The 24659-nt window shown below is 34.7% G+C and carries 22 protein-coding genes; 17 read left to right on the forward strand and 5 right to left on the reverse strand.

What is annotated here, in order from left to right; translation table 11 throughout:
* The first annotated feature begins 63 nt into the window (after positions 1-63).
* The 4 genes from PZ898_RS23650 to PZ898_RS23665 all read left to right on the forward strand — a co-directional run bounded on the left by PZ898_RS23650 (position 64) and on the right by PZ898_RS23665 (position 3989).
* Positions 64-900, forward strand: a complete 837-nt coding sequence (locus PZ898_RS23650) for a tyrosine-type recombinase/integrase (RefSeq protein WP_277694399.1) — start codon at positions 64-66, stop codon at positions 898-900.
* Positions 872-1735 carry a tyrosine-type recombinase/integrase gene (locus tag PZ898_RS23655; protein ID WP_277694400.1) on the forward strand — a complete coding sequence of 288 codons (864 nt, stop codon included), beginning with the start codon at positions 872-874 and terminating at the stop codon, positions 1733-1735. The genes PZ898_RS23650 and PZ898_RS23655 overlap by 29 nt, the downstream gene beginning before the upstream one ends.
* Positions 1736-2616: 881 nt before the next feature.
* Positions 2617-3453 (forward strand): RHS repeat-associated core domain-containing protein, encoded by an 837-nt coding sequence (locus PZ898_RS23660; RefSeq protein WP_277694401.1) that lies wholly within the window; start codon positions 2617-2619, stop codon positions 3451-3453.
* Entirely contained in the window at positions 3453-3989 is a 537-nt protein-coding gene (locus PZ898_RS23665) for a hypothetical protein (protein WP_277694402.1), read from the forward strand. Before PZ898_RS23660 ends, PZ898_RS23665 begins: the two co-directional genes overlap by 1 nt.
* An 833-nt stretch (positions 3990-4822) precedes the next feature.
* Here PZ898_RS23665 and PZ898_RS23670 read toward each other — a convergent pair.
* Complete coding sequence (locus tag PZ898_RS23670) at positions 4823-5200, reverse strand: XRE family transcriptional regulator (RefSeq protein WP_277694403.1); 378 nt, start codon at positions 5198-5200, stop codon at positions 4823-4825.
* Positions 5201-5308: 108 nt separating this feature from the next.
* Between PZ898_RS23670 and PZ898_RS23675 the strand changes: the two genes are divergently transcribed.
* From PZ898_RS23675 to PZ898_RS23695, 5 genes are all read left to right on the forward strand, one after another.
* Positions 5309-6253: an RHS repeat-associated core domain-containing protein gene (locus tag PZ898_RS23675; protein ID WP_277694404.1), complete on the forward strand. Its 945-nt coding sequence runs from the start codon at positions 5309-5311 to the stop codon at positions 6251-6253.
* 190 nt (positions 6254-6443) lie between these two features.
* Positions 6444-7013, forward strand: coding sequence for a hypothetical protein (locus PZ898_RS23680; protein ID WP_277694405.1), 570 nt, complete (start codon positions 6444-6446; stop codon positions 7011-7013).
* A 122-nt stretch (positions 7014-7135) separates the two neighbouring features.
* Entirely contained in the window at positions 7136-7663 is a 528-nt protein-coding gene (locus PZ898_RS23685; protein WP_277694406.1) for an RHS repeat-associated core domain-containing protein, read from the forward strand.
* A gap of 12 nt (positions 7664-7675) precedes the next feature.
* Positions 7676-8206: a JAB-like toxin 1 domain-containing protein gene (locus PZ898_RS23690; RefSeq protein ID WP_277694407.1), complete on the forward strand. Its 531-nt coding sequence runs from the start codon at positions 7676-7678 to the stop codon at positions 8204-8206.
* 2 nt (positions 8207-8208) lie between these two features.
* Complete coding sequence (locus tag PZ898_RS23695; RefSeq protein WP_277694408.1) at positions 8209-8730, forward strand: hypothetical protein; 522 nt, start codon at positions 8209-8211, stop codon at positions 8728-8730.
* A 64-nt stretch (positions 8731-8794) separates the two neighbouring features.
* On the opposite strand, the gene PZ898_RS23700 is transcribed toward PZ898_RS23695, so the two are convergent.
* Positions 8795-9139, reverse strand: a complete 345-nt coding sequence (locus PZ898_RS23700; RefSeq protein ID WP_062671077.1) for a MerR family transcriptional regulator — start codon at positions 9137-9139, stop codon at positions 8795-8797.
* Between the two features lie 203 nt (positions 9140-9342).
* On the opposite strand from PZ898_RS23700, the gene PZ898_RS23705 reads away from it, so the two are divergent.
* Positions 9343-10224 (forward strand): helix-turn-helix transcriptional regulator, encoded by an 882-nt coding sequence (locus tag PZ898_RS23705; protein WP_277694409.1) that lies wholly within the window; start codon positions 9343-9345, stop codon positions 10222-10224.
* Between the two features lie 159 nt (positions 10225-10383).
* On the opposite strand, the gene ccoG is transcribed toward PZ898_RS23705, so the two are convergent.
* A complete protein-coding gene (ccoG, locus tag PZ898_RS23710) occupies positions 10384-11826 on the reverse strand; it encodes a cytochrome c oxidase accessory protein CcoG (RefSeq protein WP_062671073.1) in 1443 nt (480 codons plus the stop codon).
* A gap of 254 nt (positions 11827-12080) precedes the next feature.
* Here ccoG and PZ898_RS23715 point away from each other — a divergent pair, with 254 nt between their 5' ends.
* Positions 12081-12974: an SMP-30/gluconolactonase/LRE family protein gene (locus PZ898_RS23715; protein WP_062671071.1), complete on the forward strand. Its 894-nt coding sequence runs from the start codon at positions 12081-12083 to the stop codon at positions 12972-12974.
* 78 nt (positions 12975-13052) lie between these two features.
* Here PZ898_RS23715 and PZ898_RS23720 read toward each other — a convergent pair whose 3' ends face one another.
* A complete protein-coding gene (locus tag PZ898_RS23720) occupies positions 13053-14360 on the reverse strand; it encodes a DEAD/DEAH box helicase (protein WP_120230475.1) in 1308 nt (435 codons plus the stop codon).
* A gap of 433 nt (positions 14361-14793) precedes the next feature.
* Between PZ898_RS23720 and rpsA the strand changes: the two genes are divergently transcribed.
* From rpsA to PZ898_RS23740, 4 genes are all read left to right on the forward strand, one after another.
* Entirely contained in the window at positions 14794-16584 is a 1791-nt protein-coding gene (rpsA, locus tag PZ898_RS23725; protein ID WP_034695342.1) for a 30S ribosomal protein S1, read from the forward strand.
* Positions 16585-16979: 395 nt separating this feature from the next.
* Positions 16980-19610, forward strand: coding sequence for a T9SS-dependent M36 family metallopeptidase (locus PZ898_RS23730; RefSeq protein WP_277694410.1), 2631 nt, complete (start codon positions 16980-16982; stop codon positions 19608-19610).
* A 126-nt stretch (positions 19611-19736) separates the two neighbouring features.
* Positions 19737-20714 carry an EamA family transporter gene (locus tag PZ898_RS23735; RefSeq protein WP_062671065.1) on the forward strand — a complete coding sequence of 326 codons (978 nt, stop codon included), beginning with the start codon at positions 19737-19739 and terminating at the stop codon, positions 20712-20714.
* Between the two features lie 90 nt (positions 20715-20804).
* Positions 20805-21797 carry an alpha/beta hydrolase gene (locus tag PZ898_RS23740; RefSeq protein ID WP_277694411.1) on the forward strand — a complete coding sequence of 331 codons (993 nt, stop codon included), beginning with the start codon at positions 20805-20807 and terminating at the stop codon, positions 21795-21797.
* A gap of 145 nt (positions 21798-21942) precedes the next feature.
* Here PZ898_RS23740 and PZ898_RS23745 read toward each other — a convergent pair whose 3' ends face one another.
* Positions 21943-23085, reverse strand: coding sequence for a multidrug effflux MFS transporter (locus PZ898_RS23745; RefSeq protein WP_062671597.1), 1143 nt, complete (start codon positions 23083-23085; stop codon positions 21943-21945).
* A gap of 75 nt (positions 23086-23160) precedes the next feature.
* On the opposite strand from PZ898_RS23745, the gene PZ898_RS23750 reads away from it, so the two are divergent.
* Together PZ898_RS23750 and PZ898_RS23755 are read left to right on the forward strand one after the other, a co-directional pair.
* A complete protein-coding gene (locus tag PZ898_RS23750; protein WP_277694412.1) occupies positions 23161-23943 on the forward strand; it encodes a helix-turn-helix transcriptional regulator in 783 nt (260 codons plus the stop codon).
* A gap of 184 nt (positions 23944-24127) precedes the next feature.
* Positions 24128-24595, forward strand: coding sequence for an SRPBCC domain-containing protein (locus tag PZ898_RS23755; RefSeq protein WP_157885748.1), 468 nt, complete (start codon positions 24128-24130; stop codon positions 24593-24595).
* The last annotated feature ends 64 nt before the right edge of the window (positions 24596-24659 follow it).

The raw sequence follows: 24659 nt of genomic DNA on the forward strand, positions 1-24659 counted from the left end.
ATCAGCTAGCGTTCGGAAAAGCACCAAATATTACAAAAGGAAATTAATCATACTTAATAACACATGAATGAAGAATCTATTTATCAATTTAGAAAAGAATTACAAAATTTAGGATATTGCAAAGCTGTTGTAAACTCTTATCCAAAGCAGGTTGCAAAGTTTTTGAACCATGCCCGGAAATCTTATTTTGAAATCCAGTCTTCTGATATTGTAACCTATCACTCTTATCTGCAAACCATTCAAAGGCCAAGAACCGGGAAGCGGTTAAGTGAGAGCTATATCCATTCTATTTTACTGGCTATTAAACTCTACTTTGAGTATCTACAGCGAGTAGTCGGACAGCGAAAAGATAATCCTTACCAGGTTAAGCTAAAATCCCCAAAATCTGAAGAGAGGAAAGTATTTACAAAAGAAGAAATCCAAAAACTATACAGTAAAAGCAATTCGTTACAGACTATTATCCTACATCTATGTTATGCGTGCGGACTGCGTAGAAATGAAGCAGCAGAGCTTACTGTTAAGGATATAGATTTAATAAGTTGTTTATTATACATCCGAAAAGGAAAAGGTAAAAGACGCAGAGTCATCCCATTTACAAAACAGGTTCAGCAAGATTTTAAGAGCTATATAGATGCGAAACACAAGATACAGGATAACCGAAAATTACTCAATATTACCGCTGTAAGAATCTATGAAGAATTTAAAAAATTATTGAAGAAAACAGAGATGAATAACAAAGGATTTACATTACATTGTTTAAGGCATACCATTGCAACACAGCTATTGGAACAAGGAATGGAGCTTGAAAAAGTACGTGATTTTTTAGGACATGAATATTTATCAACCACCCAAATCTATACAAGAATCAATTATGGAACTGGAAAATTATCTGAAGAATGAATTATCAGAAGCTACTATAAAAAACTATCTGTATGAAATAGAAAAGTTCAGGAAGCACTATAAGAGTCCATGGAAGCTGAAGTACCAGAACATTATGGATTATGTGGAATTATTAAGAAAAACCTACAATCCGCAAAGCATTAAAAGAACCGTTTATGCTATTAAAAAATACTATGATTATTTAGTAGAAACAGGTAAAATAAAACAGAATCCTGCACGAAATATTAAAATCCGGGACGGAAAAGAAAATCCAGTACAACTGCAGGAACTCTTGACAGAACAAGAATTACAAAAGCTTTTAGAAACGAGAGAAGAACGTTACCCGATACTTACCAAACGAAATCAGATCATAATGAGTTTATTGGTGAACCAAGCCCTATTAACCAGTGATATTGAACGATTAAGAATCGGGGATTTAGATTTACAGAATGCCAGGATCAGCATCCGTAAAACAGGAATTACCAATGAAAGAATATTAGATTTAAAAGCTGACCAGATTTTATTATTTTATCAGTATTTACAAGAGGAAAGAGAAATGTTAACCACTTTCAGAACCAGAAAAGAGGATTACTTTTTATTAGGGAAATTAGGGACTAAAATTACTTCAGATGACATTAATTATTTAGTGTCTACTTACAAGAAAAACTTCACCAAAAAACTGACTTCCATTACCATCCGTCAGAGTGTTATCAAACTGAAATTAGACCAAGGCGAAAACCTAAGAAAGGTTCAATACTTTGCCGGACATAAACATGCAGATACCACAGAAAAGTATAAAGAAACAGGTGTTGATGAACTACAAAATGCAATCAATCAGTTCCATCCGATAAAATAAATATATTTATGCGAACAAAAAAGTGTTAAAAAAATTAACATTTTGAAAATATATGTACCTATGTTCGCAAAAAGGAACAAATTAGATTTTTTTTAAAAGAGAATTTTGTCCTAAGAAAAAGACAAATAATACTTTTTTAAGAAATGAAACTAAGGAAACGGTATCATTTTTTAGGAAAGAAAAAATCCCTAAAACTGAAGAAACGATACCAATTGTTGTCCAAAAATCCATAACTCAAATATAAGAAATAAAATGCCACCACTTGCATTTTGAATTAAATATCCCGCCCGACATCAAAAAAGACATTTTCTTCCAAGGCTTGTCTAAGCTTCCCAGAGCTTTAATGCCACAGCAAATTACATAATAAAATTATACGCGCAGCAGCACCTAAACGTTGCCTTCCACTACGCAAGCTTCGCTACTGGCAAATCCATCGGCACCTATAATTTGAGATTATGTAAAATGCTTTCCTTTGTTCCGGGCACAGCCCTGCACAGCCAACGCCCCCGAATCTTCCCATCCTAAAACCAGCACCGAAAAATACCTTTTGCCAAAGCTTCAACCACCCTGAATCAAGGAAAAATGCGCCCCCGCTCTGAATCGCCGTTGAACTGGAAGTATGTTAAAGGATGTGGATTTGTGGATAAAGCCAGAGCTTTTGCCATCGTTATTTTACCCACAAGTCCACATCTACAACAACAGCGACAACAATACCACTTTAAGTTATCCCTTATTTTTTCAAATGAAAAAGAAAAATTATATTTACATAAGCGAGCAAGAGTAGCCGATCACAGTGTAAAGGCTCGCACGAGAAAAGGTTGAGTAGGCAAATCCTGAAAAGTTGAGCGGAGATATACAACTATAAGTACAATGGCAAGGAATTGCAAGAGACTGGAATGTATGATTACGGCGCGAGGATGTATATGCCGGATATTGGAAGATGGGGTGTGATTGATCCTCTGGCGGAAACTTCTCGTCGTTGGAGTACCTATAACTATGCATACAATAATCCGATAAGGTTTATTGATCCGGATGGAATGCAGAACTATGATATAACATTTGGGAAAAGTGTTTCTGCTGATACACAAAATAAGATTGTAAGTGATTTAGAAAAAGAAACGGGATTGAAATTATCTGTTGGTGATAATGGGAAGCTGAGTTACAAAGAATCTTCTGATATGGGAGGAAGTAAAACAGCTCGTGATATGTTGAAAGGTGCTATTGATAATCATAGAACTGACTATCAGATTAATTCAGACAACACTAAAGGATCTTCAATCGAACCCACAGGAGCACGAGGTGAAACAATAGATGGCGTGTATGGTTCAACAGTAACATATGACTTAAATATTAATACTGATCAAGTAAATAAATTTATAGCAGGAACAAGTGAGGCATTAAATCCTCTAACGATGGGATATGGGATGACTACTCTTCACGAAGTAAGCCATGTATATAATAATCTTAACGATCAGGATGTGATTTATGGTGCGCCAGGTCCAAACGAAAAAGTTATAAATACAATTAGAAGAGAATTAGATGCTTCTGGACAATTTACTCAACCATTTGGTCAAAGAGAATCATATAGCCCGACAGATATTCTACGTAATGGTAAGCCATATAATTTTACGCCTTTTGAAAGAAGTATCATGGATGGTAATTTAAAAAAAATTGATGTGAAGAAAAACCTTTTTATGCTAACTCCAAAAACCAAATAATGAAATATTTAATTATTTTATCTGTATGTATTAGTTTTTCAGTGTATGGACAATGTGCATGTGAAAGATATGAAAAAGGGCTTGAATACATAAAACAGGATTTTATAAATAAGGGTACAGAAAAGTATTATAAAGATCTTTTAAATCCTAGAGCTTATGGAATCTCTATTTATGAAAGTTTTTTTCCGCTATATAAGTCTGATAGTTATTTTAACTGGTTAAATATTGAAAAAACTAATCCATATAAAAAAAGTAAGTGTCTATCTAAAGTAAATAAAAAAAATTGGGGAAAATTTTGGAAGTCACAAGACTACTATAAAAGCCAAAATGTATTTACAAAAGATAAATTTAAAGGGCCATCTCATATAGCAGTTTTTACTAAATTGAGAAATGATTCTTTAAGAGTTGATGTCATATCCAACTCTCATAATGGCTTAAAGTATTGTGGTAGTGTTAATAAATATTTATTGATTTTTGATAAACAAGATAGTATTAAAGAAGCTAAAACATGGACAGCTCATTATGAATGTTTGTAATGATTTTTAATAAATAACCACCGCAGCTGCGGTGGTTTTCTTGTTCTGTTTTGTAAATGAAAACAGAACAATAGAAATAAATCCCTGATGCTCCTTTTTCTGGATTTACACTTTTCAAGAAGATGCCTTTTTTATTGGTAAAGAAGCATTTAGTTCTCCATTAGAATTAAGAAAAACTTTATTACAGGAATTATATAGATTGAATAGTAGCGCTTTAAAAGGGAAAAATGTTACGCAAGAGGTTGTAACCAGCGAAACCAAAGCAGCTTTTGACTTCGCTGATAAAAATGCACAAAAATTAAAATAATATGGATGTTTTTAAAATAAAAAGAGTTGTTGTTTTAAACTATATAAAGAAAGTAGCTATATCTGGTATAATTGTAAATGACATTGAAAAAAGTATGTCAGAGTTTACTAAATTAATAATTAATAATTAATAATTAATAATGCAGAAGTTCCAATAAGAGAAGTTAATGAGGTTCTTATTGATAATAATTTTTATATAGCATTTACTTTTGATTTAGATACTTTAGATACCATTTTATTACAAGATATTATGAAATTTAAAGAAGGATACGAGTTTGAAATAATTTAAATCTATTTTGTAATTAAGTAATACAAAAGCCACTCGTTTGAGTGGCTTTGTTGTTTTATAAAATGCTTTGCAATTTAGTTTGTTTAAGAAAAGCATCTAGGAGAGCGAAGACATGTTGTCTGTTGTTCCCCGCTACGCAAAGTCTCCAGACTTTGAGTTTATATATAAATCTACACCTCGCTCGTGTCCACAAATAAAACAAAACCACTGCGAGCAGTGGTTTTTATTCTTTTGTCTGTTATTTTCCAAGCAGCTTTTCCAGTCTGCTCATCATTTCATCCTTTTCCTTCAGCATACGTTCATACAAAGCAATTTTTTCTTTGTGAAGGGAAACTAACTTTTCTATTGAATGAAAGTTAATTGTACCATAGTTAAAAGAGTTACTAAAAGCATGTTCTCCAAAGGTATTAGCAATAACATTGACAGCCTGCTCTTCATCAAAATTCTGAAAAGCTTCTACGGGAATTTTCAGTACTTCGGATATTTTTTCCAGCAGCTGGTTTTCAATGGTTTCTTTTTGTTCAAGTAAAGATATCTTCTTTTGATTCCAGTCGTCGCCTATCCAGCCCCTGCTACCGCACGAATCTTTCGTGTGGCAGGTAAGAATAAAAGCCACTGCTATTACAGTGGCTTTTATTTTATATGTATAACTGGTTAATAATTACATTTCTCCTTCCAATATAATTATTTAAATTTACCAGATAAGATTACCCAAAATTCAAAATTGACAAGCTATCTTTACAGAGCAGACGGGGTAAAGGTAAAGAAGCTTTTTGGAGATATAGAAGCAGATTACCTGGACGGGTTTCAGTATAAAAGTACTAAGCCATCAGAATCATCAGTTGGAGGAATAGGTAGTATTGATGATCCTAATGATGTAGCACAAATAAAATTAAGGATAATCCCTACTTCGGAAGGATATTATGATGCCTTATTGAATCAGTACGTCTATAATTTTACGGATCATTTAGGAAATGTGAGATTAAGCTATACTGATACCAATAAAGATGGAATCATACAGCCAAGGCAGTATTTTTCACAAACTTGCGATGGCCCTTTTATACCTCCGTTCCAAATACCTAATTGCATTAGCACAAGCATGCCCGGAGAAATTGTAGAAATCAATACTTATTATCCTTTTGGATTACTGCATAATTATACTGCAACTACTCAGAATGCTTATCAGTACAAATATCAGGAACAAGAGTTACAAGAAACGGGTTTTTATTCATTTAAGTGGAGGAACTATATGCCGGATGTAGGAAGATTCTTTAATATCGATCCTTTGAGTGAAAAGTATTCTTACCAATCCCATTATAACTTTTCTGAAAATCGTGTAATTGACGCAAGAGAATTGGAGGGACTTGAAGCAATTTTATTAAAAGATAATGAACATAATATAGCAATCATTAAAACGGCAAATAATGGTCAATATGCTGACAATCCTAAGACAAAAACAATACACATCTTTGCACATGGAAATCCTTCAGCTTTTTATAATGAAAATGTTTCTAAAGATAGTGGCAAAGGAACAGTAAATACAGGCAAAGGATTAAATGGAGTTTTAGAACATTATGGAAAAATTCTGAAAACAAAGAAGGTTTTACTATTGTATTACATTCTTGTCGAACAGGAAGAACGACCATTGATAAAAATGGAGATGTTATAGAATCTGTAGCAGAAAAAATTTCAGAATCTAAAGAAATGAAGGGCGTTACTATTATTGCCCCGGATGAGAGATATGGTTTTTCTAATAAAGGAATTGAAATTAGCCCTCAGTCAACTTATAGTACAGATAGAAATGGTAAGTATCTTCCAAACACACCCAAAAATGAAAAAGGGTAGGCAAACTGGACAATTTGGAAAATGGAATTCTTTTCAAAACGGTAAGCAAATTAATCAACAACCCGGAAATACTAAGCCCCAAGGAAAAGATCAGAGAAGTCTATGGGATAAAATATTTAATTAATAATATTATGAAATACTCAATTTTAATATTAATTTTCATTATTTCTTGTCAAAAAAAACAAAAAATTGATATAGTAAAAAATAGTGATACAGTTGTTACAATGAGTCAAAGCACTACAGATTACGATACTCTTATTAAAAGAGTGAAGTATAAAGGAGATATAGATGCTTATGATGAGCTTTTTAATAGTTTTATGGACTCAAACGAATCAGAAAGAACAGATAGCCTTATGATATATTCAAAAATAATGGCTGAAAAGTATAACTATGGAGGTGCTTATTTTGATTATTTTGATGCTTTATTAAGGAAAAATAAGGTTGTAATTAACTATGATAATTTTTATAGTATTGATATATCAAAAATTCCATCTGCATCAAAAAGACAAGCAGAAGATTGGCTAAGAAAAATGTTGGAAAAAAAAATAATAACTCAACAACAATATGATTCTGTAAAAAGATAAAAGACAGATCTTAATAAATTCCCACTACGCAAATTTTCTCAGCTTTTAGCTTTGCGCAACAACTTCTACTTGAATATTTGGTTTGTATTCATAAATAAAAACAGGAAACCACCGCTAACGCAGTGGTTTTTGCTCTTTCATCATCAAAAACTATTATATTTATCAGTATAAGGAATCATCTTGGAAATGCAAGGATAAGTTTTGCAAGAAACAGCGCAGGCGCTCTTGAAATCACAGATGCTAATGTTTATTACCCTTTTGGGATGAACCACCTGAAAATAGGTAATGCTTTATTTGGACAAGGGACTTATAAAAATTATAAGTACAATGGGAAGGAGCTACAGGAAACAGGAATGTATGATTATGGAGCCAGATTCTATATGCCCGATATTGGAAGATGGGGAGTGGTGGATCCGCTAGCAGAGAAAATGATAAGGTATAGTCCGTATAATTATGCTTATAACAATCCGACTAGGTTTATTGATCCGGATGGAATGCAGGCAGAAGATAAGATTAAGATCTTTAACAATGGTAACATAGAAAGAACAAAAGATAATAATGCGTATGATACTATTACAAATGAAGATGAGTCTAAGTCTATCCAGATTGCCCGTACAAATGTGACAGAAAAGAATCCAACAGGAGATTGACAGAAAGGGAATATGAAATCATTAGCTTTTGATTTGCCTGAAAGTGATGGAATGGAAGGAAGTGCAAGTTCAACATACAGTTACTTGCAGGTACAGAATTATGATGTAACCACCCAATTTTTTGAATTTGCTGCGGAAAATACAAAAGTAGAGTTTTCTCAAGATACATTTAATTTTAGTGATGGGTATAGTACCAGTATTATAAGTACCAATCATTCTGTTAATCAAAGTGTGAATGCTGGGGGTATGTTGGGAGCATATAGTTTTGGAGGACATATTATACAAGATGGAACCCATTTTGAAAATGTACACTCCCACCCTCTTAGTGCAAATGTAGGCCCATCAGGTTGGAATGATAGATTTATAAATAATGTTCTAGTAATGACTTACGGTTTAAAACAAGGAGATGCAAAATTTAGAAGTAATAACCCTCAAATTACAAATACGTATCAATATAGTACTTGGAAATGGCCAACTCCTGGCAAAGGATATTTTAAATACGACTCAAAAAACGCAACATTTATTGGAGGTAAAAAGAATTAAAAATGAAAAAGAATATATATTGTCTACTGATTTTCTTTGTTTTAATACTTAGTTGTAGTACAACGGGTTTTAATAAGGATAATAACACAGCAAGAAACATTGTTGCCAGTTACATAGAATTTAGAAGTCAACAAAAAGCAATAAATCCAAAAACGAATATCATCATTATTGGTGCCCAAGGTGATAATGCTAAAAATGGAAATTACTGGATTGATTTGTGTTTTGTAAATCCAGCATTATTAATGGATTTTAAATATTCCAAAGTGTATGAAGTAAATGGATATAAATTAATTATTAGTGAAGATTTAGATAAGTCTTATTTGTTAGAAAAAACATTTAAGGAGATTCCTTATGAAAATCTTAATTTAGCTAAAATGGCTATTACATATAACACAACAAACTGGCATATTACGTTAAATAGTAAAAACGAAATTATTGAAATTTTACCCCAAGAAAAATCAAAAGAAATTAAAAATATTTTGGAAAAGAAAGGTGTGAAATTTTCAAAGAATTATACAGGTTAGTCTTCATTTAAAATATAGAACCGCTGCAATGAATTGCAGCGGAGGTTTTATATTTTCAAAGCATTTAATCCTCTTCCCGTTCTCCTAAAGACTCTTTCAGCTTGATCAGTTCAGCTTTTACAAACTCCAGGCGGTCGATCAGGGTGATGGTTTCGGAAATTTTACTGTTGGTGGTCAGAGCGATACGGGCTCCGTCAAGGGTATATCCCTTTTCTTTTACGAGATGGTAGATCATCTGAAGATTTTTGATGTCTTCAGGAGTGAAATACCGGTTTCCTTTTCTGTTTTTTTTAGGCTTGATAATAGGGAATTCCTGTTCCCAGTAACGTATTAATGAAGTGTTTACATCGAATGCTTTCGCAACTTCTCCTATAGAATAATACAGCTTATCAGGTAAATTTATTTTCATTTTACAACTCCTAAACTTCAAAGATAAAAATTTTTTAAAGTTTCATCCAAAATATATTGTAAAAAGTGCGGTCAGACTTTGTTTTAAAGGAAAAATAAAGATGTAAAATCATCACAAAACAGCCATTTGGTCATCACAGAGAAGAAGAGCAGCTATTACCGGTTCTTTTTATCTAAATTTGTGAATCCTTAAGATATTTATCAATGAATCCGATCTCCGTTCTTCATATAGATCTTTTCCAGGCGGGTAAAAATACTTCAGATTTTTATTTTAACACCATGAAGAGTCATTTGGTGCTGGGACATCGTCATATAGAGAAGCCTCACAGACATGATTTCTATGCAGCAGTTCTCTTTACCAAAGGAACAGGAGTGCATGAGATCGATTTTCAAAGATATGAAGTCTCTGAAGGAAGTCTTTTCTTCTTGTCACCGGGGCAGATTCACAGCTGGGAGCTTTCGGAAGATATTGATGGGTATATTTTCTTTTGTTCTCAGGAATTTTATGAAATGCATTATGTGAATCAGAAACTGAGAAATTTTCCTTTTTTTGGGTCTGTATCTTTTCCAAGAAAACTGCAGTTGGATGCTGGTGAGCTTAAAAAAAATATTAGCTTATTTCAGGAATTGGGAGAAGAACATCAGACCAAAAGTATCATGAAAGAAGGCCTGATTTTATCATTAATGTCTCAGATTTTTATTAATGCTGCGAGATTGTTTTCAAAAGATTTTGATACAATGGATTCTGCTGCCGGACTTTCTTATTTTAAACATTATCAGGATTTTGAAAATCTGATTGAACAAAACTTCACAAAACACAAGTCCATTACGCATTATGCCTCTTTGTTAGGCATTTCATCCAAACATCTGAACAGGATTGCACAGACTGTTGTTCAAAAAACAGCCACTGATGTGATTACAGAAAGGGTAGTGCTGGAAGCCAAAAGAATGCTCATGTATCTGGATGAAAGCCTGGTTGAAATTGCTTTTCGTTTAGGATATGAAGAATATTCCTACTTTGTAAGAGTATTCCGGAAAAGCTCCGGAATGACTCCTACACAGTTCATGAGGAAATATAAGGCTTAATGAGTCCAAAGTTTAAGGTTTAAGGTTGGGGAGAAATGTGTTGGAAAACCACCCCGCCAAAAATTCTTTGAATTTTTGACACCCCTCCAGAGGAGGGGAATAAGGGAAATGTCAACTACTTTTTCTAATCACCACGACCTGCAACCTATCATCTGTAATCTAAAGAGCTAACTTAAATGGTCCTTCAAAAGTCGTTTCAAACGAATCTACAAGTTTTCCTTTTTCATCGAACACGCCAATGACCATATTCTGTTTTGAGAACTTAATTTCTTCTTCAGGGAAGGAAATGTTAATGTTTCCTTTCAGGATCTGATCTCCTTTCAATATAATTTTTTCAGAACCGAAGTAAGTAATTTCTGCATTTGTTGGAGTAATCACTTTGATGAAAAGGGTTTTCTTTTCATTAGATTTATTCAGAAGAGTATAAATAAAGGTATTGGTGATTTTACCGTTTTTAACAAAGAATGTAGAACCTGCCGGTTTGATGAATTTTGCTTCCATAGAACCACGGTCGTACATTAAAAATCCAAGGAATCCGATTAATAATGCAAGGATAACAGTTGTGGCTTTCATTCTTGGCGTAAAGCGGAATTTATCCTGGTTTTCAATCTCGGCTTCTGTTGCGTAACGTACCAGACCTTTAGGCAAACCAACCTTTTCCATGACTTCATCACAGGCATCGATACAGGCTGTACAGTTTACACATTCCAATTGCTGTCCGTTTCTGATATCGATTCCTGTAGGACATACCACAACACATTGGTTACAGTCGATACAATCTCCTTTTCCTGCTGCTTTTCTGTCTTCGTTATTTCTCCATTTTGCACGGCCTTCCCCTCTTTTAAAATCATAGTATACATTAATGGTTTGCTTGTCAATCAATACACCTTGCAGTCTTCCGTAAGGACAAACCAGTGTGCAGACCTGCTCACGAAGCCATGCGAATACGAAGTAGAACGTCAGGGTAAAGAAGATCATCACAAGAAACTTCAGTGAGTTTCCTTCCGGTCCTTCACTCATAATGCGGAAAACTTCTTCATAGCCCACAATATACATGAACATAAAGTGAGAAATAATCAGTGAAATAAGAAGAAAAACAGACCATTTAGTCAGCCTCTTTCTTATTTTCTCCGCATCCCATTCCTGTCTGTCAAGCTTCATCTGTTTATTTCGGTCACCTTCAATCCAGTATTCGATTTTGCGGAAAACCATTTCCATGAAAAGGGTCTGCGGACAAAGCCAGCCACAGAATATTCTTCCGAAGACTACTGTAAATAACATTACAAAAATCACGGAGGTTACTGCTCCTAAAGCCAGGATAAAAAAGTCCTGCAGGTAGAAAGGTTGTCCAATGATAAAAAACTTTCTGTCGATCACATTAATGAGAAGAAAAGGATTGTTATTGATCTTTACAAAAGGCAACCCAAAGAAAATTGCAAGAAGAATATAGCTGGTGTAATTTCTGTAGTTGGTATACTTTCCTTTTGGTTTTCTGGGGAAAATCCATTTTCTTTTCCCGGTTTCATCCATAGTTCCTACGGAATTTCTGAAATCTTCATTTTCAATTTCCAAAGACTTGATATTGTTGGACTCTGCGCTCATTGTTGTATGCTATAAAGTATTTTGGTACAATTTTCATCCGGACTCATCATTTTTTTTAAGATATTTTTTCTTGAAGAAAGTGACCGGTTCTGTTACTGCAAAGCTCCGGATTATATCTTTTTATTACTAATATGATCTACGTCCAAAATAGGACAATTGAGACATTTTACTTCTGTGATTTTTATTGTATCAAAGTGAGAAAATATTTTGATGCTTTTGGGTCATATCGTAAATTGCAGCTTTAAAAATGAAGTATGAAGAATATCTTTAAAATAAGTATGATTGGTTTGGTTTTCGCATTGGTAAACTGTCAATCAGTAAATTATAGTAAAATGTTTTATGAAGGAGTACAACCGGAAATGGTTTCCGATAAGTTCAGTTTCACAGAAGGACCATCAGCAGATGAAGAAGGGAATGTTTACTTTACCGATCAGCCTAATGATAAAATTTATTATTGGGATTGGAAAAGCAATAAAGTGATAGAGTTTTTAGATAAAACTGGAAGAGCCAACGGAACCCATTTTGACAAAGACGGCTATTTGATTACCTGTTCAGACGATCAGGGTGAGATCTGGAAGATTTCCAAAGATAAAAAAGTAGAAGTCCTGTTAAAAGGTTTTGAAGGAAAAAGATTGAATGGGCCTAATGATGTATGGAATGATGAATTTGGAGGGATGTATTTTACAGATCCTTTGTATGAAAGAGATTACTGGATTGGGTTTAAACAGGAGATCCAGCATAAAAGCCTTTATTACAGGGATAGAACCGGGAAAGTAACGAAACTGGATACCTTCACACAACCTAATGGAATTGTTGGAAGCGAAAAATTAAAGAAACTTTATATTTCTGATATTGATGCCGGAAAAACCTACGTATATGATATACTGGGAGAAGGAAAATTGTCTGAGAAAAAACTCTTCTGCGAAATGGGCTCAGATGGAATGGAACTGGATAAACACGGAAATCTTTACTTAACGGGAGATGGTGTACATGTTTTTAGCCGTTTGGGAAAGAAAATCTATCATATTTCTATTCCTGAGAAATGGACATCCAATGTGACTTTTGGTGGCAAAAACAATGATATTCTCTTCATTACTGCCTCGAAATCTGTATATACTTTCCCTACAAGGGTGAGAGGAATTAAATAATATTATGTCATTGCGGGGAGGGCGGATTGCTTCGTTGCTGTGCTCCTCGCAATGACAATAAAGTGTAGAGTGGAAGGTTTAATATGCAACCTCCATTTTCACTTTCTTACCTTTCAGTTTTTCGTTCTGAAGTTTTCTTAAAAGAGCATTTACTTTATTTCTGGCAACGGCAACATAGGATGTGGTGTCCTTTACTTCAATAATTCCAACATCTTCTTTTTGCAACTCTCCCTTCTTTAGCAGATATCCCACAATGTCCACTTTATTAACTTTATCTTTTTTTCCTGCACTGATATAAACAGTCTGGAAAGGTGTTTTTTGTGGAACTTTAGTAAATCCGGCAACATTTTCTTCAGGAGTATTGTTTTTAATGAACGGAAAGTTTTCATCTTCCGTCATGATCAGGTATACAAAACCTTTGGCATTCATTCTTGCTGTACGGCCGTTTCTGTGAATGAAAGCATCTTCTTTTGGAGGAAGCTGATAATGAACAATTGATTCTACTTCAGGAATATCAAGCCCGCGGGCAGCCAGATCTGTGGTAATAAGAATTCTTGCAGAATCATTTCTGAATTTCAGTAAGGCACGTTCTCTTTCATCCTGTTCCATACCACCGTGGAAGGTTTCTCTGTCGATTCCCATTTGGTTGAGAAGTTCAGAGATACGGTCTACAGCCTCACGGTGATTGCAGAAAATCAAAGTTCTTTTGTTCCCGATTTTACAAACCAGATTGAAAAGCGTATCCAGTTTTTCTTCAGGAATCGTCATTACTTTTCTCAGTTGGAGATCCGGTTTTACATCATTTTCTTTAAGGAAACTGATTATTTTTTCATCTTTTAAGCCTGTAAAAGCCGGAATTTCATCCATAGCTGTGGCAGATGTTAAAATTCTTTGAGAAAGACCTTTTAAAGAATTGGAAATAAATTCCATATCATCATGGAACCCCAATTCCAGAGCTTTATCGAATTCATCAAGAACTAATGTTTTAATCGTTTTCGGATCAAAATTATTATTTCTTAAATGGTAAACAACTCTTCCAGGAGTTCCGATTAATACAGCCGGAGCTTCAATCAAATTATTAACCTCAATTTTTTTGTCATGTCCACCATAGCAGACAGAAACTTTAAAATCTGTCCCCATGGATTTAAAAACCTGCTCAATCTGTAAAGCAAGTTCCCTTGCCGGAACTAATATCAATGCCTGAACTCCCTGAACGTTTTTTTTCAGATTTCTGAGAACAGGAAATAAAAAGGCAAGCGTTTTCCCGGATCCTGTAGGAGAAAGTAAAACAATGTCTGTATTGTTTTCAGAAGCTTTATAAGTAGATTTCTGCATCTGATTCATATCCTGAATCTGCAGTTTTTGATAGATTGATTCTAATTCCATGCTGCAAAGGTAATGAATTTTGGAGTTTGAGGGTTTGAGAGTGGTAGGGCCTTAGAGTTTTAGAGTAGGAAAGTATTGCTCTTCTTTATTTCTGTGTTCCTGTCACTCTGAATTACGTTCGTAAACTTTCAGCTCATGCCCGGCATAACAGCTGATACTGCTTCATTCTGAATGTAAGGCAGTTAATATTAGGATGCCGTGTTGGGCTCAGTTGAAGCATTCTTTTAATCAAAGTGTTGATTTTTAAATATATATATTAAATATTAGTCTACTGAAATCTATTGCTTATTTTAAATAAAATTCATATCTTTGCACCCACTTTTGGGGCAAAAAGGTTTGAAGAGTAAATTACTTACAATTAATTACTTCCGTATTTTTTAATCCGCATTTATTCAAACCGTTAAAAAAGAAGGAATACAAATTTTATTAGAAAATGTCAAAAGAGACAAATTCAGCAGAGGTTTTATTAAACCAAAACGTAGCACCAGAACAATTTGATTGGGATTCATTCGAATCAGGTCTTGATGCAGATGCGAGAAAAGAAAAAAGCGATTTAGAAGAAATCTACAACGGATCATTAAACAACCTTGACGATAACGACGTTTTAGTTGGTAAAGTTGTAAGATTAACTGATAAAGAAGCTATCGTAGACATCAACTTCAAATCTGAAGGTGTTATCTCTCTAAACGAATTCCGTTACAACCAAGGCCTGAAAGTAGGTGACGAGGTAGAAGTAATGGTTGACAAGAGAGAAGACAAAACTGGACAGTTACAATTATCTCACAGAAAAGCTAGAACGCTTAAAGCTTGGGATAAAGTAAACGAACTTCACGAAACTGGAGAAATCGTTAACGGTTTTGTTAAATCTAGAACTAAAGGTGGTATGATCGTTGACGTTCACGGAATCGAAGCATTCTTACCTGGTTCTCAAATTGACGTTAAGCCAATTAAAGATTACGATCAGTTCGTAGGAAAAACTATGGAGTTCAAAGTTGTGAAAATCAACCCTGAGTTCAAAAACGTAGTAGTATCTCACAAAGCATTGATCGAAGCAGATATCGAAGGTCAGAAAAAAGAAATCATCGCTCAGCTTGAAAAAGGTCAGGTTCTTGAAGGAACTGTTAAGAACATTACTTCTTACGGTGTATTCATTGACTTAGGAGGTGTTGATGGATTGATCCACATTACAGACCTTTCTTGGTCTAGAGTGAACCACCCATCTGAAATCCTAGAGGACGGACAGACTGTAAAAGTTGTAATCCTTGATTTCGATGATGAGAAAACAAGAATCCAATTAGGTATGAAGCAATTAGAAGCTCATCCTTGGGATGCTCTTTCTGCTGACTTGAAAGTAGGTGACAAAGTAAAAGGAAAAGTAGTAGTTCTTGCTGACTATGGTGCATTCGTAGAAATTGCTCCAGGTGTTGAAGGATTAATCCACGTTTCTGAAATGTCTTGGTCTACTCACTTAAGATCTGCTGGAGATTTCGTAAAAGTAGGTGATGAAGTAGAAGCTGAAGTATTAACTTTAGATAGAGAAGAAAGAAAAATTTCTCTTGGTATCAAGCAGTTGTCTAAAGATCCATGGGAAAACATCGAAGCTAAGTATCCGGTAGGATCTCAGCATGTAGGAACTGTAAGAAACTTCACTAACTTTGGTGTATTCGTAGAGTTAGAAGAAGGTATCGACGGATTAATCTACATCTCTGATCTTTCTTGGACTAAGAAAATCAAGCACCCATCTGAGTTCTGCGCAGTAGGTGATAAATTAGACGTTGTAGTTCTTGAATTAGATATCCAAGCTAGAAGATTATCTCTAGGTCACAAGCAATTGACTGAAAACCCATGGGATAAATTCGAAACTAAATATGCTGAAGGAACTATCCACGCTGGTAAAGCTGTAGAAGTTCACGATAAAGGAGCTTCTGTTCAATTCGAAGATGCTGAAGTAGAAGCATTCTGCCCTTCAAGATTATTAGAGAAAGAAGATGGATCTAAAATCAAAAAAGGTGAAGATGCTCAGTTCAAAGTAATCGAATTCAACAAAGAATTCAAGAGAGTAGTAGTATCTCACACAGGTATCTTCAGAGACGAAGAGAAGAAAAACGTAAAAGAAGCTTCTTCTAGAAACGTAACTTCTTCTTCTAACAACGAAGAAAGATCTACTCTTGGAGACATCGATGCATTAGCAGAGTTGAAAAGAAAAATGGAAGAAGGTAAATAATCTTTGAACCATATATAAATATGAAGCCGCTCATCCGAGCGGCTTTTTTTATGAATATACATAGGATAGCAGAATTGTATGTAAGATATTGGAAAGGAGAGTTTCTTAAAAATTAGACATAACATTATAAAAAATAGTTGAGTCTTGTTTGTATGAGAATTTTATATTAAAGATTTATTTGTATTGTGAAATATTTAAACTAAAAAAATCAAAGAAACAGAATAAAAACAATCTTGAATATCTAAGTATATTATTTTATTCTATTAATTGAGGAATATGTAAAATAGTTTGATTTTTTTTGTTTTATATAGGTATTTATTTACATATTTATTTTTGTTAAAAAAAATCGTAAAGTTTTGTGAATTATTTGTAGATTAGCGCCTTTAATAATGGATATGAAAAACAAAGCTCTACCTCTTTTATTTGCAGTATTTTCTGCATTTCCTGCAATATTATTCGGACAGGATAATGAAAAACTGATTAAAGATTATATTTCTCAAAATAAAATAAGGGAATATAAAAAGTCTGATCTTAATAATATCATTGTTGATAATATAGATCCGTCAAAATCATTGAATGGTAATGTGGTTAAATTTTTACAGACTTATAATGGTTTGCCGGTATACAGTTCTGTAGGAACAGCATTGATCAGGGACAATAAAATTATTTACTACACAGATAATTTTGTTACAGATTATACTACATCTACTTCAGGTACAGCTGCTATTAATAAAAATACAGCTCTTCAAAAAATTGCCGAGGATCTGAAGAATCCTGATATTGCGAATTTCACGATTCTCGGATATCTTGAAAAGACTCAGAAAAGTGCTACATCTGCTAATCAAAGATTAGTTTATACAAATGACGAGAATGGAAACTTGCGTTTGGCTTACGAATATATTTTAATGGAGCCAAAATCTCCCAATTACTGGAATATTTTAGTAGATGCCAACAATGGAAATATCCTGTTGAAAAACAATCTGACACTATCATGTAATTTCCATCATGATGCTTACGGTTCAGAAGTAGGGGAAAGCCATGCTGATCATTTTCAAAATACATTAGTTGGGCCTCAGAATAGTGTAGCACAGAATAATAATATTCCATTGCTTTTACCTGATAATGCATCATATAACGTATTTCCATTACCAATTGAAGCACCCACTTTTGGTTCAAGATCCATCATTAACAATCCATGGATTCTGAGTGCTTCTCCTGAAGGATGGCATTCTGACGGAACTAATCATTATACCATTACGAGAGGAAATAATGTTTTTGCCTATGAAGATGCAGCAGGAACAGCTTTAACAGCACCGGATTATCTTACAGGAACTCCGGCAGAAGGTGGGGCGACAAGAAATTTTGATTTTCCTTTTAATATTAATGAAACTCCATTAAACAATAGAAATGCCGCTATTACGAATTTATTTTATCTGAATAACAGGATTCATGATATTTTCTACAAGTTCGGATTTACAGAATATGCCAAAAACTTCCAGCAGAACAATTTTGGTAATGGACCTGTAGGAGGAGATGATGACGCTGTATATGCAGAGGCGCAGGATGGAAGCGGATTAAACAATGCAAATTTTTCTCCAGCACCAGACGGTTATAATGGTAAAATGCAGATGTACCTATGGTCTTCTGTTGGAAGAATTTTCTATTATAATGCGCCTACCGCTGCTGTTTCCCGTACACCGGGAGCCGGAACTGCACAGTTTGGTAACCCACTACCTATAAATGGAATAACAGGAGATGTAGCACTTTCATCAGTGTTAGATGGATGTACAGCTCTGCCTGCAAGTTCATTGGTTGATAAAATAGGATTGGTTGAAAGAGGAACATGTGCTTTTGCTGTTAAAGTGAAAAACCTTCAGGATGCAGGAGCTAAAGCGGCTATTGTTTATAATAACAGTGTAAACGGTTCTTCTTTAGGAAATATGGCGGGTGATGATCCGGCAATTACAATCCCTTCAGTATTAATTACCAATGCAGAAGGTGAATATATCAAAACTCAGCTTGCAGCAAGTACTGTAGTAAATGTTACCTTAAAAAGAAATATGACCCCTGACGGAAGCTTTGATAACGGAATCGTAACTCACGAATATGGTCACGGAATTTCCAACAGAATGACCGGTACCGGATACAACTGTCTGAACTCAGGAATTAGTAAAGAACAAATGGGAGAAGGATGGTCTGATTTCTTTGCTTTAATGTTGACTAATAAAGCTGGAGATGATGCTACAGTGGCTAGAGGTATAGGGACTTATGCAGTAGGACAACCAATAACAGGCGGTGGTATCAGACCTGCGAAATATTCTACAAATCTTGCTGTTAACGGATTTACCTACGGAAATACCAACGGAATGGAATACAATAACGGATCAGCTGTTGTTCCGGATGTACACTCTATTGGTTTTGTTTGGGCAACCATGCTATGGGATCTTCACTGGAAATATGTTGAAAAATATGGTTATTCTTCAGACGTATTGTCCACAACGCCTAATGGAAGCACAAAAGTATTACAGTTAGTAACGGATGCTCTTAAACTTCAGGGTTGTAACCCTAGCTTTATTGATGGAAGAAATGCAATTTTAGCAGCTGAGCTGGCAACTACTCAGGGACAGGATAAATGTATGATCTGGGGTGTGTTTGCAAGAAGAGGTTTAGGGGTAAATGCATCAGCGGGAGTTAAAAATAATATTAATGACCAGGTTCAGGATTTTAATGTTCCGGAGGCATGTTTGTTGGCTACTAATGATGTAAATGCAGATAAGAACAATAATGTTTCTATCTATCCCAATCCTGCCAAGGACGAGTTCTATATTAAGTTCCCAAGCAATACTCTTGGAAAAGTAAGTGTAGAACTTTACGATATGTCTGGTAAGCTGGTTTCTTCAGAAGATAAAATCTCACCGGATGCTAAGAAAGCAATTTCTACAAGCAATCTTGTTAACGGAACTTATATGGTTAAAATCAAAGGACTAGGTTTCGAAGCTGCTTCGAAAGTAATGGTTAAAAAATAATTTACTTTTATAAACAATCTCAAAATCGCCACAAGCTTGCTTGCGGCGATTTTATTTATCTATTACCATGACACTTCAGAATGATTAAATTAATATGTCGTACCTTTGCAGGCTGTTAAAAAAATTATGAAGAAGAAAAATATACTAAAAGGTGTTTTATTTGTAGGGATTGGAGCTAGTATATACGGTATGTTAGCCACTTTTGTGAAAATGGCTTATCATGATGGTTTTACAACCTCAGAAGTTACTACTTCCCAATTCGTTTTAGGTTTGACAGGACTTTTGATCCTCAACTTTATTCAGACCATAACCTCAAAGCAGAAATTATCAATGCCAAGTTCTAAAGAAGTAAGAATGCTCTTGCTTGCAGGAACTTCTTTGGGAGGTACCAGTTTATTTTATTATATTGCCGTACAATATATCAATGTTTCCATTGCTATTGTATTATTGATGCAGTCGGTATGGTTTAGTGTGGTAGTAGAGAGTATTATTACAAAAAAGCTGCCTAATACAAGAAAAGTGGTCTCTGTGGTTATCGTATTATTGGGAACGGTTCTGGCAACAAATCTTATTAATATGGAAATAGAACTGGACTGGCATGGGGTTTTCTGGGGACTGATGGCAGCAGCTTCCTATACTTTGACGATGTTTACTTCAAACACACTGGCTACTCATCTTCCGGTTTTCAGAAAGAGTATTATTATGCTGGCAGGTGGTTCTGTTGTAGTTTTTGCATTCTTATTCTTTGCCCAGATAGGGCCTATGTATTTTGATGGTTTAAAATCATTATACCTGAATTTTACCGATAATACAGAGCATATCCATTCATTTAATTATTCAATATTTCTCACGTATGGATTTGTACTGGCTCTTTTTGGAACAATTATCCCGCCAATCTTATTCAATGTTGGGTTTCCCAATGCAGGATTGGGACTTGGAAGTATCGTTTCATCACTGGAACTTCCGGTTTCTGTTACCATGGCTTTTGTTTTGTTGGGAGAGAAAGTATTTCTGATCCAGTGGGTAGGAATTGTTCTGATTCTTTTTGCCATTGTTTTGATGAATTTACCTTCAAAAAAAGAAAAAGAAGTTTCAATGGCATAATTGTCTAAAAAATATTTAACTAAAAATAACAGTTGAAACCGTTCCTTTTGGAGCGGTTTTTTTTAATTTTATCTTTAAAATAAACGTTTCATGAAACATTTCAGAAATATAATGACTGTTTTTTCTTTGACAGTCTCCGGTTTTATGTTTTCACAGGTAAAACCTCTGGATGCAATGCTGTCTGATTATCAATATCCTTACGAAGTACATTATCTCAATTTCAAGTCTCAGGGCGAAGATTTGAAAATGGCTTATATGGATGTAAGACCGCAAAAACCGAACGGAAAAACGGTCATGCTTCTCCACGGCAAAAACTTTAATGGAGCGTACTGGGAAAGAACAGCAAAAGACCTTTCTGCCAAAGGATTCCGGGTAGTGATTCCTGATCAGATAGGATTTGGAAAATCTTCAAAGCCTCATACTTACCAATTTTCTTTTTCACAGCTTGCAGAAAATACAAAAGCGGCTCTGGATGAACTGAAAATTGACAAAGCCATAGTATTGGGACATTCAATGGGAGGAATGGTGGCCACCAGATTTACATTACTATATCCTGAGAAAGTACAGAAACTGATTCTCGAAAACCCGATCGGACTGGAAGATTATAAAACTTTTGCAGCCTACCAGACCATTGACCAGGCTTATCAGTCTGAACTTAAAAATACAGCTGAAACGTATAAGAATTATCAGCTTAAATTCTATTACGACAACAAATGGAAAGAAGAATATCAACCCTGGCTTGACTTAATCGCAGGATGGACTCTTCATAAAGATTATCCTCAGGTAGCTTGGGATGCTGCACTTACCACAGATATGATTTACAATCAGCCGGTATGTTATGAGTTTAAAAATATCAAAGTTCCTACCTTGCTTATTATTGGAACAAGAGACAGAACCGCAATAGGAAAGGACAGAGCTCCTAAAGAACTTCAACCTAAAATGGGGCAATATCAGGAATTGGGAAAGAAAACTCAACGTGAAATTGCGGGTTCAAAGCTTGTCGAAATTGAAAATGTAGGGCATCTTCCTCATATCGAAGTCTATCCTAAATTTATTGAAGCACTGTATAATTTTATACAATAATTTCATTGTAAACTATAAAATATTTGAAACATTAAGTTTTTGCAAGTGAGTAAAAATAATAAGCTTTATAAACATTTTACTTAATTTTTCATCTTTGATGAAACTTAACTATTCTTATTAACTTCATTAACTTAATGTTTCAAAATCAATTCTTTTTGTTCCCAAACAGCAATAAAGTACAAACTCCAATTCCAGAAAACAAGACACACGCAATTCCCAGGTTCTGTATAAAACCAATCGCTATTAGTCCTGAACCTATCAGGATATAATAAATCAATCCCAATAAAGCTCCGGCACTTCCTGTCTCACTTTTATAATGAATGAGGGCGGTACTCAAGATATTAGGAATAGCCATGCTGAATGCCATCACAATGAAGAAATAAGGAATTAAAAAGTATATTCCTGTACCTATCAGAATCCATACGAAAATAGAGGAGATAAATGCTATACATATACTTGCTTTTACTAAATAGTTAGGTTGTATATTCTTGAATAACAGGTATCTGTTAATTTTTGCTCCTGCAAATGTACCTGTTGCCAGTATCATACTGCTGTACCCAAAGACATAAGATGAATAATGATTTTCTTTAAAAATAAAAGGAGCCAGCGAATAGTATGAAAATAATAAAACATTGAAACTCATGATTAATAAACAGCATCTGATGATGTCCTGATCACAGAGCATCCGCTTGAGCAAACGTATCAAAATATTCATGCTGATTTCCTTTTCCGAATGATGGGTTTCCGAAATTTTCTGTCGGGAGAGCATGAAGAATAGGATTGCCAGCATACATAATGTGATGAATACACTCGGATATCCGAAGGAAGAAGCCAATACCGAACCGGTAATCATTCCTACTACAGGACTTACAGATAAGCCGATTCCGATCCAGGAAAATACTTTACTCAGATTATCTTTGTCATAGCTGTCTCTTAAAATGGTTTGAGTCACAATGGAACCCACTGAAATTCCAAATGCTGAAATAATCCTGGCTGTAAGAAGAATCATAAAATCAGAAGTAAAAACAGCTGCCAGGGTTCCGATTCCATAGGTAATGAGACCATATTCCATTGATTTTTTTCTTCCGATCCTGTCGCATTGAATACCCCAGAATGCTACCCCCAGCGCAAATGCTATAAAATATAAACTGATCGTTAAGGTAACTGATTCTTCATTCACTTCAAATTTCTCCTGTACCATTGGTAAAACTGGACTGTAGATGGTTTCTACAAACTGAGGAAGCATCACAAGTAGAGTCAGCAGCCAGATAGGATTTGTCTTTTTCATTTTTTTCTGCAAAGTTTCCAAAAAATCCATGTATATTTATAATGATGTAAAAACAAAAAGTATCAAAAATAGGACATGGCTATACTGAAGCAAAATGAAAGTTTTAATGCAGATACCCTTCACGAAAATGTAATTGGAATAGCTTCTGATATGGTATTGCATGATTCCGGTTTTCACTTTCATAAAACAAAGTCTCAGTTGTTGTATGCGCCATCAGGCTGTATGACAGTGACTACTTCTGACAGACAGTTGGTTCTTCCTCCGTTCAGAATGCTTTGGATTCCTGCCCATGAAGTTCATCGTGTGAATTTCAGAAACATTGTAGCCTACAGATCCATCTATTTTGATGAAGATTATTCCCAAAAGTATATAAAATCAGATCTGAAAGTTCTTCATGTCAACACCTTGTTAAAGGAAATCATAGAAAGGATTTGTTTTTGGGAATGGTCAGCTCTTAAAAGTGACCAAACCAATCTTTTAAACGTATTCTGGGATGAAATGCAAAGGGCTCAGGAAGAAAAACTGGAACTTAAAATGCCGCAGGACAGACGTTTTAAGAGAATCGTTGAAGAGTGGACGCTACGTCAGTCTATACCTCCAATGTTGAAAAGTCTTGCAGAAAAAACCGGAGCAGTGGAGAAAACGATCAGCCGTATTTTTAAAAAAGAAACCGGACTGTCTTATCAGGATTGGAGACAGCAATGGAGGTTACAGCGGTCTATTGAACTTTTGGTAGAAGGTAATTCAATAGGAGAGGTGTCGCATATCCTTGACTTTTCATCAGACAGTGCTTTTATTGAGTTTTTCAAAAAACACACAGGTTCAACACCTTTGCAATATCTTATGAAGAAAGAATAGTCTTTTTGCAACTGATTGAAGTACTGATTGTGAATCCTGTCAATGTTTTAAACCTTGACAGGATTGTAATAATATAAAATTTCAAAAAGACTTCTATTCAAGAATTGCAATGTATTTTTCTTGTCTTATGAAAAGCCTGATTCATAGTAAATTTCATAAAATTGTATTACCTAATATATGTTTTATGAAAACAATGAGTACCAGTAACGTTGAGAATTACATGCATATAGTTGAGATCAACACTACTGTAGATAAAATGTACCATGCTTTGACTCATGAAATTCCTCTTTGGTGGACTGAATTGTTTGAAGGTTCATCTTCGGAGGAGGGAAATCTTTTCACCATAAGATTTGGAGATCAGATTCACAAAACAATGCGTGTGAAAGAATTAACCGCCAATGTAAAAGTTGTATGGTCTGTTGAAGACTCATTAATTGCTCTTCCCGATTTAAAGAACCAAACAGAATGGATCGGAACAACAATTGTATGGGAAATAGAGGAAAGGAAAGGGGGTTGCCAGATAAAACTTACTCATATCGGTCTGAACCCGGCTGTTGAATGCTATGAGATCTGCTCCAATGGTTGGCTGCAATTTATAGGCAGTCTGAAAAAATTTCTGGAAACCGGAGAAGGAGTTCCCTATAAAAAGTAAAAAATATTGAAACAAAAAAAGAGACTGTTTACACGTAAACAGCCTCTTTTTGTATGTATTGTTG

This window comes from Chryseobacterium sp. WX (assembly GCF_029542485.1).
GTDB lineage: Bacteria > Bacteroidota > Bacteroidia > Flavobacteriales > Weeksellaceae > Chryseobacterium > Chryseobacterium cucumeris.

Bases quoted from the DNA above. Each gene is read 5' to 3' on its own strand.
- PZ898_RS23650 (WP_277694399.1), top strand. From the start codon at position 64: ATGAATGAAGAATCTATTTATCAATTTAGAAAAGAATTACAAAATTTA.
- PZ898_RS23655 (WP_277694400.1), top strand. From the start codon at position 872: ATGGAACTGGAAAATTATCTGAAGAATGAATTATCAGAAGCTACTATA.
- PZ898_RS23665 (WP_277694402.1), top strand. From the start codon at position 3,453: ATGAAATATTTAATTATTTTATCTGTATGTATTAGTTTTTCAGTGTAT.
- PZ898_RS23690 (WP_277694407.1), top strand. From the start codon at position 7,676: ATGAAATCATTAGCTTTTGATTTGCCTGAAAGTGATGGAATGGAAGGA.
- PZ898_RS23695 (WP_277694408.1), top strand. From the start codon at position 8,209: ATGAAAAAGAATATATATTGTCTACTGATTTTCTTTGTTTTAATACTT.
- PZ898_RS23700 (WP_062671077.1), bottom strand. From the start codon at position 9,139: ATGAAAATAAATTTACCTGATAAGCTGTATTATTCTATAGGAGAAGTT.
- PZ898_RS23705 (WP_277694409.1), top strand. From the start codon at position 9,343: ATGAATCCGATCTCCGTTCTTCATATAGATCTTTTCCAGGCGGGTAAA.
- ccoG (WP_062671073.1), bottom strand. From the start codon at position 11,826: ATGAGCGCAGAGTCCAACAATATCAAGTCTTTGGAAATTGAAAATGAA.
- PZ898_RS23715 (WP_062671071.1), top strand. From the start codon at position 12,081: ATGAAGAATATCTTTAAAATAAGTATGATTGGTTTGGTTTTCGCATTG.
- PZ898_RS23720 (WP_120230475.1), bottom strand. From the start codon at position 14,360: ATGGAATTAGAATCAATCTATCAAAAACTGCAGATTCAGGATATGAAT.
- rpsA (WP_034695342.1), top strand. From the start codon at position 14,794: ATGTCAAAAGAGACAAATTCAGCAGAGGTTTTATTAAACCAAAACGTA.
- PZ898_RS23730 (WP_277694410.1), top strand. From the start codon at position 16,980: ATGAAAAACAAAGCTCTACCTCTTTTATTTGCAGTATTTTCTGCATTT.
- PZ898_RS23735 (WP_062671065.1), top strand. From the start codon at position 19,737: ATGAAGAAGAAAAATATACTAAAAGGTGTTTTATTTGTAGGGATTGGA.
- PZ898_RS23740 (WP_277694411.1), top strand. From the start codon at position 20,805: ATGAAACATTTCAGAAATATAATGACTGTTTTTTCTTTGACAGTCTCC.
- PZ898_RS23745 (WP_062671597.1), bottom strand. From the start codon at position 23,085: ATGAAAAAGACAAATCCTATCTGGCTGCTGACTCTACTTGTGATGCTT.
- PZ898_RS23750 (WP_277694412.1), top strand. From the start codon at position 23,161: ATGGCTATACTGAAGCAAAATGAAAGTTTTAATGCAGATACCCTTCAC.
- PZ898_RS23755 (WP_157885748.1), top strand. From the start codon at position 24,128: ATGAAAACAATGAGTACCAGTAACGTTGAGAATTACATGCATATAGTT.